Consider the following 6685-nt stretch of genomic DNA (forward strand, 5'->3'; position numbering starts at 1 on the left):
CGCCGGCACCTGGTGGTGGTCCCCCGAGATGCACGCGTTGATCGGCCCGGAGGCGGCGCCCTGCACCGAGGCGCTGCTCCGGGTCCAGCACCCCGCGGACGCCGCCCGGCTGCTCGCCGCCCTCTCCGCCTGCGGCAGCGGGCAGCCGTTCGCAGTCGAGACGCACGTGCACCACCCGGACCGGCCCGCGCGACCGGTGCTGCTGGTCGGCGAACCCGCCGGGGACGGGGCCGGGGGCGTGCGGGCGGTCGAGGGGTTCTGCGTCGACCTCACCGCCGCCCGGGCCCAGGCACCCGACCCGACCGGGGCGGCGGCGCTGCGAGCGGAGGTCGACCAGTTGCGGACGGCCATGGCCAGCCGGGCGGTCATCGAGCAGGCCAAGGGCATCCTCATGCTGCTCACCGGCTGCACCGAGCAGCCCGCGTTCGACCTGCTGTCGCACATCTCCAGCCACACCCACCGGAAGGTGCGCGACGTCGCGCAGGCGATCACCGCCTCGGCCGCGGGGCACGGCGTCCTCCCCGAGGACGTGAGCACGATCCTGCGCGACGCCTGCCCCCCGCGGTAGCCGCCGGCCGGCCCCTCCCCCCGCCCGCCGGAGCCGCCGCCCGGCCACCGGGTGCGGTCCGGCAGGATCGGGGCTGCCCGCGGTGTCCGGGGGCGCGGCCCGGAGCCGCCGAGGAGGGAGCCTGCGATGTTCTACGTCCTGGCCCGGTTCGTGCTGCGCCCGCTGTTCCTCGCGCTCTGCCGGCCGCACATCACCGGGCGCGAGAACGTGCCGCTCGACCGCCCGGTGATCCTGGCCAGCAACCACCTGTCCTTCATCGACAGCATCGCCATCCCGCTGGCCGCGCCGCGCCGGGTCGCCTACCTGGCGAAGGCCGAGTACTTCACCGGCCGCGGGATCGGCGGCTGGCTCACCCGCACGCTGTTCACCGCGCTGGGCGCCCACCCGGTCGAGCGGGAGACCCACCGGGCCGCGCAGGCGGCGCTGGACACCGCCCTGGGCATCCTGCGCGAGGGCACCGCGTTCGGCCTCTACCCCGAGGGCACCCGTTCCCGGGACGGCCGGCTGGCCCGCGGCAAGACCGGTGTCGCGTGGCTGGCGCTCACCGCCGACTGCCCCGTCGTCCCGGTCGCCGTGCGCGGCACGGACCGGGTCCAGCCGGTCGGGGCGCGGTGGCCGCGACCGCACCGCATCGCGATCACCTTCGGCGAGCCGCTGACCTTCCCCGAGCACCGCGGGCAGGCCGACCGCAACCGCGCCCGCCGCGAGGTGACCGACCGGATCATGCTGGCGATCGCCGACCTCTCCGGGCAGGAGAAGGCCGGCTGGGACGTCCCGCGCGAGGCGGTGTGAGCGGGGCGCTGCTCGTCGCCGGCACCACCTCGGACGCCGGCAAGTCGGTGGTCACGGCCGGCATCTGCCGGTGGCTGGTGCGCCAGGGCGTCTCGGTGGCCCCGTTCAAGGCGCAGAACATGAGCAACAACTCGGTGGTCGCCCCCGACGGCGCCGAGATCGGCCGCGCCCAGGTGATGCAGGCCGCGGCGGCGCGGGTCGAGCCGGAGGCGGCCATGAACCCCGTGCTGCTCAAGCCCGGCGGGGACGACTCCAGCCAGGTCGTCGTCCTGGGCCGGCCGGTCGCCGACGTCACCGCCCTCTCCTACCGGCCCATGAAGGCCGCGCTGCTGGAGCAGGTGCTCAGCAGCCTCGCGGACCTGCGCGCCCGGTTCGACGTCGTCGTCTGCGAGGGCGCGGGCTCGCCGACGGAGATCAACCTGCGGGCCGACGACATCGCCAACATGGGGCTGGCCACCGCGGCCGACCTGCCGGTCGTGGTCGTCGGTGACATCGACCGGGGCGGGGTCTTCGCCGCACTGCACGGCACCGTCGCGCTCATGCCGCCGGCCGACCAGCGGCTGGTCGCCGGGTTCCTGGTCAACAAGTTCCGCGGGGACGTGCGGCTGCTGCGCCCGGGGCTCGACCAGCTGACCGCGCTCACCGGCCGCCCGGTGCTCGGCGTCCTGCCCTGGCTCGGTGGGCTGGAGCTGGACGTCGAGGACTCGCTCGACGTGCCCGTGGCCGCCTCGGGGACCCCACCGGTCGGCGACGACGTCCTGCGCGTCTCGGTGGCGCGGCTGCCCCGGCTGTCCAACTTCACGGACCTGGACGCGCTCGCCGTCGAGCCGGGGGTGCTGGTGCGCTACGCCACCCGCCCGGAGGAGCTCGCGGACGCCGACCTGGTCGTGCTGCCCGGCAGCCGGGCCACCGTCGCGGACCTGGCGTGGCTGCGCGCCACCGGCCTCGCCGACGCGGTGCTGCGGCGGGCGGCGGAGGGGACGCCCGTGCTCGGCATCTGCGGCGGCCACCAGATGCTCGCCCGCACGATCACCGACGAGGTCGAGTCGCGGGCGGGGACGGTGGACGGGCTGGCGCTGCTGCCCGCCGACGTGCGGTTCGCCCGGGAGAAGACGCTCGCCCGCCCGGTGGGCCGCGCCCTGGGCGAGACGGTGCACGGCTACGAGATCCACCACGGCGTCGTGACGGTGGACGGCGACGCCGAGCCGTTCCTGGACGGCGCGCGCGCGGGCGCGGTGTTCGGGACGACGTGGCACGGCGCGCTGGAGAACGACGGCTTCCGCCGGGCCTTCCTCGCCGAGGTCGCCCGGATCACCGGCCGCCGGTTCGTGCCGGCACCCGCGACGGAGTTCGCGGCGGTGCGCGAGGCCCGGCTGGACCGCCTGGGCGACCTGGTCGCCGAGCACGCCGACACCGACGCGCTGTGGCGGCTGGTCGAGCAGGGCCCGCCCGCGGGCCTGCCGCTGCTGCCGCCGGGCTCGGGCTTCAGCCCCCGGTGAGCCGCGCCCGCACGTCCTCCGGCCACGGGGCGGAGCGGCCGTCGGCGACGCAGACGTAGGTGTTGCGGACGACGCAGCAGACCCGCTCGCCGACACGCACGGTGAACCGCACCGTCACGCTGGTGCGCCCCACCTTCTCCGTCCCGGCGTCCACGGCGACGACGTCGCCCCAGCGGGCGGACGACGTCCACTCCAGCGAGCTGGCCTTGACCACCGGGTCCACGCCGCGGGCGACCAGGTCGTCCCAGGCGAGCCCGAGCGACGCCCACCACCCGTTGGACGCCTCGTCGGCCCAGGTCAGGTAGTGGGCGTTGAAGACGACGCCCTGCTGGTCGCACTCGACGTATCGGACGGGGGAACTCCACACCTGCGGCACGGAGCGCCACGCTAGCCGCGCCACCGTCTACGGTCGTCGCGTGCCCACCGTCCCGCTGCCCCCGCCGCCCACCGACGACCCGGTGCTGGCCGGCTACCGGACGCCGGGCGGCCTGGTGCTGGACAAGGTGATCGACCACCTCGACGCCCACTGCCGGGAGTTCATCGCCCACTCCCCGTTCGCGACGCTGGCCACCGCCGACGCCGAGGGCTGGCCCGACGTCTCACCGCGCGGCGGCGACCCGGGCTTCGTGCACGTGCTGGACGCGCACCGGCTGGCGCTCCCCGACCGGCCGGGCAACAACCGCGTCGACAGCCTGCGCAACGCGGCCGCCAACCCCCGCGCCGCGCTGATGTTCCTGGTGCCCGGCGTCGAGCAGACGCTGCGGGTCTACGGCACGGCGGCGCTGGTCGCCCCCGAGGAGCTGCCGCTGGACCTCACCGAATTCGGCCGCGCGCCGCTGTCGGTGCTGGTGCTCGAGGTGCGGCGGGCGTACTTCCAGTGCCCGAAGTCGGTCATGCGCTCGGGCCTGTGGGACCCGGCGAAGCGGGTGGACCCGAAGGCGCTGACGCCGTTCGGCCGGGTGATCAAGGACCACTGCGCACTGGCGGAGGACCTGCCCGACGACGCCACGATCCGCGCGGAGCTCGCCGAGGAGCTCTAGGAGGACCCTGCCCTCCTCCCCGCTCGCACGCTCGCGGCGAGCCGCTGGACGAGGCCTCGGGCCTAGCCTGCGGCCATGGCGTTCGACGTCCAGGTCACGGTCGATTCCTCGGCACCGCACGACCTCGCCGACTGGTGGGCCCAGGCGCTGGGCTGGCAGGTGGAGGCCCAGGACGAGGCCTTCATCCGCCGGATGGTGGATGAAGGCGCGGCCACCGCGGACGACACCACCACCCACCGGGGCGCGCTGGTCTGGAAGGTCGGTGCGGCGATCAGGTCACCCGACCCGGGCCGGCCGCGGGTGCTGTTCCAGCTCGTCCCCGAGCCCAAGACGGTCAAGAACCGGCTGCACCTCGACGTGGCGGCCGGGCCGGACCGGGTCGAGGCCGAGGTGGCCCGGCTGGTCGGCCTGGGCGCCCGCGAGCTGTGGCGGGGTCGGCAGGGGCCGTTCGCGTGGGTGACGCTCGCCGACCCGGAGGGCAACGAGTTCTGCGTGACCTGAGGCCGCCTACCCGGCGCGCAGGTCCCGGGCGAGCCTCCGGTCGGCGACGGCCCGCTCGGCCATCGCGCGGACCCGCAGCCGGCGGCGTCTGCGGCTCGAGCCGAGGTAGCGCGCGTCCTCGACCAGCTGGAAGGCCGCGAGCACGCTCGCCTGGACCTCGCGGGCACGCGGCACTGCTGGGCGCGCCGGTTCGGCCGAAGTCATGAGACCCCCTTCTCCCGGGGGACGCCGGCACGCTCCCCGCGGCCCCATGGTTGCCCCGCATCCCCGCGGCCAACCCCCACGGTGACGATTTGGTGCCCATGGGTCACGTGGGACGAGCGGTGACGGTCCCGTGTCCCGGGCTCGCCACGCGCCCGTCGCGGCCGCTCCGTACGGTGCGACGCATGGCTCCTCTCGGGCGGCTCGGCCGGACGGCGGCGCGCACCGCCGGGCGCGTGCTGCAGCACCTGCTGCGCGCCCCGGCTCCCGGGGGCCCCCGGCCGCGGCCGGCCGGTGCGCCCGACGTGGCCTACCGGCCGCGCGACGACGGGCGCCCCGACCCCGGCGAGATCGTCTGGGCGTGGGTGCCGTTCGAGGAGGACGACGGCCGCGGCAAGGACCGGCCGGTGCTGGTCATCGGCCGGCGGGGCGGCGACCTCCTGGGGTTGATGCTCACCAGCCGCGACCACGACCGGGACGCCGCCGACGAGGCCCGCCACGGCCGGGTGTGGACCGACATCGGCAGCGGCGCCTGGGACCCGCGGGGACGGCCCAGCGAGGTGCGGCTGGACCGGCTGCTGGTGCTGGACCCGGCGACGGTCCGCCGGGAGGGCGCTGCGCTGGACCGCGCCCGCTTCGAGCGCGTCGTGGGCGAGGCCCGGCGCGTGCAGGGCTGGTGACGCGGCGTCAGTCCGCGACCGACTCGTCCCGGGCGGGCCGCCGCACCGGCGGCCGCAGGTTGTAGACGCCGACGCCGTCGGCGAGCGGCTCCAGGTCGTAGCGGTGCACGACCTTCGGCCCGCCGTGGAGGTGGACGTGGGTGACGGTCGGCAGCGGGTCGCCGTGCCGCGCCTCGCGGATCTGCACGCGCCCGTCGAGCGGGCCGCCGACGAACAGCAGCACCGCGTCGTCGGGGCCCGGCCCCGTGGTGGCCGCGTTCTCCTCGGACAGCTCCGGTCTCCTCCCGCTCGTGCGCCGGTCCACGAGGGTAGGCGCGTCCGGCCCGCCCGTCAGGTGCCCGGGGGCGCCCGGCGGAGCCGGCGGGCCACCAGCGGCGCGCTGAGCAGCATCACGAACAGCCGCAGCACCTGGACGGCGAGGACGAAGGTGGTGTCGGCCCCGGAGTCGCGGGCGGTGGCCAGCACCGCGTACAGGCCGCCGGGTGTCGTCGCCAGGTACCCCTCGAGAGCGCTGGCACCCGTGGCCGCGGCCAGCAGCCCACCCAGGCCGGCGCACGCCAGCACGAGGACGAGCACGACCGCCAGCGCCAGCGGCAGGGCCCGGCCGATGGCCCGCAGGCTGCCCCGGGTGAAGCTGACACCCACCTGCAGGCCGATCACGAGGAACGCCGCGCTCTCCACCAGGGGCGGCACCCCGGCGCCGCCGGCGAGGCCGGTCAGGTCCGCGACCGCCGCGGCGACGAGCGGGCCCAGCAGCGCGGCGACGGGCACCCGGAGCAGCCGCCCGGCGACCAGCCCGACGAGCGCGCAGGTCGCGGTGAACACCAGCCCGGCCGGCCAGCCCGGTCCACCGGCGTCCTCGGGGACGAGCCCGGCGCCCGCGGTGGCCCCGTAGGCGGTGGTGGCGACCACCGGCATCAGCAGGACGATGAGCAGCACCCGCAGGTACTGGAGCACCGCGACGACCCGCTCGTCGGCGCCCAGCTCCCGGGCCATCACCACGATCCCCGAGGCGCCCCCCGCGATCATGGCGAAGGCGCCGGTCACCGGGGTGATGCCCGGCTGCAGCCGCAGGGCGAGCCCGGCCAGCAGGCTGAGCAGGAGCGTCGCGACGGTCACCAGGAGCACCGGCAGCCAGTCGGCGGCCACCGCGCGCAGCGTGCCGACGTCGACCAGCACACCCATGGAGACGCCGATGACGGCCTGCCCGGCGGTGCCGAGCCGTTCGGGCACCCGCGCCGGCGTGCGGACCGCCAGCGCGCGGGCGAGCCCGGCGAGCAGGCCGCCGAACAGGGCGGGCGAGGGCAGGCCGGCGAGCCCGAGCAGCAGCCCGAGACCGACGGCACCGGCGACGACGACGGCCGCGTCGAGCAGCACCCCGCCCCACCGGCCCCGCATCCGTCC

General features: G+C 76.7%; 10 protein-coding genes. 6 read left to right on the forward strand and 4 right to left on the reverse strand.

Annotation, left to right across the window (positions count from 1 at the left end; translation table 11 throughout):
- The 3 genes from E9565_RS21190 to E9565_RS21200 form a co-directional block, all read left to right on the forward strand.
- Positions 1-568 (forward strand): ANTAR domain-containing protein (locus tag E9565_RS21190; RefSeq protein WP_236836673.1); only part of this gene is annotated, 568 nt, incomplete at its 5' end.
- 126 nt (positions 569-694) lie between these two features.
- Positions 695-1360, forward strand: coding sequence for a 1-acyl-sn-glycerol-3-phosphate acyltransferase (locus E9565_RS21195; protein ID WP_236828845.1), 666 nt, complete (start codon positions 695-697; stop codon positions 1358-1360).
- Positions 1357-2859 carry a cobyric acid synthase gene (locus E9565_RS21200; RefSeq protein WP_236828846.1) on the forward strand — a complete coding sequence of 501 codons (1503 nt, stop codon included), beginning with the start codon at positions 1357-1359 and terminating at the stop codon, positions 2857-2859. The genes E9565_RS21195 and E9565_RS21200 overlap by 4 nt, the downstream gene beginning before the upstream one ends.
- Here E9565_RS21200 and E9565_RS21205 read toward each other — a convergent pair.
- Complete coding sequence (locus tag E9565_RS21205) at positions 2846-3235, reverse strand: thioesterase family protein (RefSeq protein ID WP_236828847.1); 390 nt, start codon at positions 3233-3235, stop codon at positions 2846-2848. The genes E9565_RS21200 and E9565_RS21205 overlap by 14 nt on opposite strands.
- Positions 3236-3275: 40 nt before the next feature.
- On the opposite strand from E9565_RS21205, the gene E9565_RS21210 reads away from it, so the two are divergent.
- Together E9565_RS21210 and E9565_RS21215 are read left to right on the forward strand one after the other, a co-directional pair.
- Positions 3276-3899 carry an MSMEG_1061 family FMN-dependent PPOX-type flavoprotein gene (locus E9565_RS21210; RefSeq protein ID WP_236833609.1) on the forward strand — a complete coding sequence of 208 codons (624 nt, stop codon included), beginning with the start codon at positions 3276-3278 and terminating at the stop codon, positions 3897-3899.
- A 75-nt stretch (positions 3900-3974) separates the two neighbouring features.
- Positions 3975-4400: a VOC family protein gene (locus tag E9565_RS21215; protein ID WP_236828819.1), complete on the forward strand. Its 426-nt coding sequence runs from the start codon at positions 3975-3977 to the stop codon at positions 4398-4400.
- A gap of 6 nt (positions 4401-4406) precedes the next feature.
- On the opposite strand, the gene E9565_RS21220 is transcribed toward E9565_RS21215, so the two are convergent.
- Entirely contained in the window at positions 4407-4604 is a 198-nt protein-coding gene (locus E9565_RS21220) for a hypothetical protein (protein WP_236828820.1), read from the reverse strand.
- Positions 4605-4786: 182 nt separating this feature from the next.
- Between E9565_RS21220 and E9565_RS21225 the strand changes: the two genes are divergently transcribed.
- Positions 4787-5281, forward strand: a complete 495-nt coding sequence (locus E9565_RS21225; RefSeq protein WP_236828821.1) for a type II toxin-antitoxin system PemK/MazF family toxin — start codon at positions 4787-4789, stop codon at positions 5279-5281.
- A 7-nt stretch (positions 5282-5288) separates the two neighbouring features.
- Here the strand turns inward: E9565_RS21225 and E9565_RS21230 are convergent, their stop codons facing one another.
- Together E9565_RS21230 and E9565_RS21235 are read right to left on the reverse strand one after the other, a co-directional pair.
- Positions 5289-5585: a hypothetical protein gene (locus tag E9565_RS21230; RefSeq protein ID WP_236828823.1), complete on the reverse strand. Its 297-nt coding sequence runs from the start codon at positions 5583-5585 to the stop codon at positions 5289-5291.
- A 26-nt stretch (positions 5586-5611) separates the two neighbouring features.
- Positions 5612-6685, reverse strand: a 1074-nt coding sequence (locus tag E9565_RS21235) for an AbrB family transcriptional regulator (RefSeq protein WP_308113176.1), incomplete at its 5' end; no start/stop codon positions are given.

The sequence above is a fragment of the Blastococcus sp. KM273129 genome (genome assembly GCF_021698995.1).
Taxonomy (GTDB): Bacteria; Actinomycetota; Actinomycetes; order Mycobacteriales; family Geodermatophilaceae; genus Blastococcus.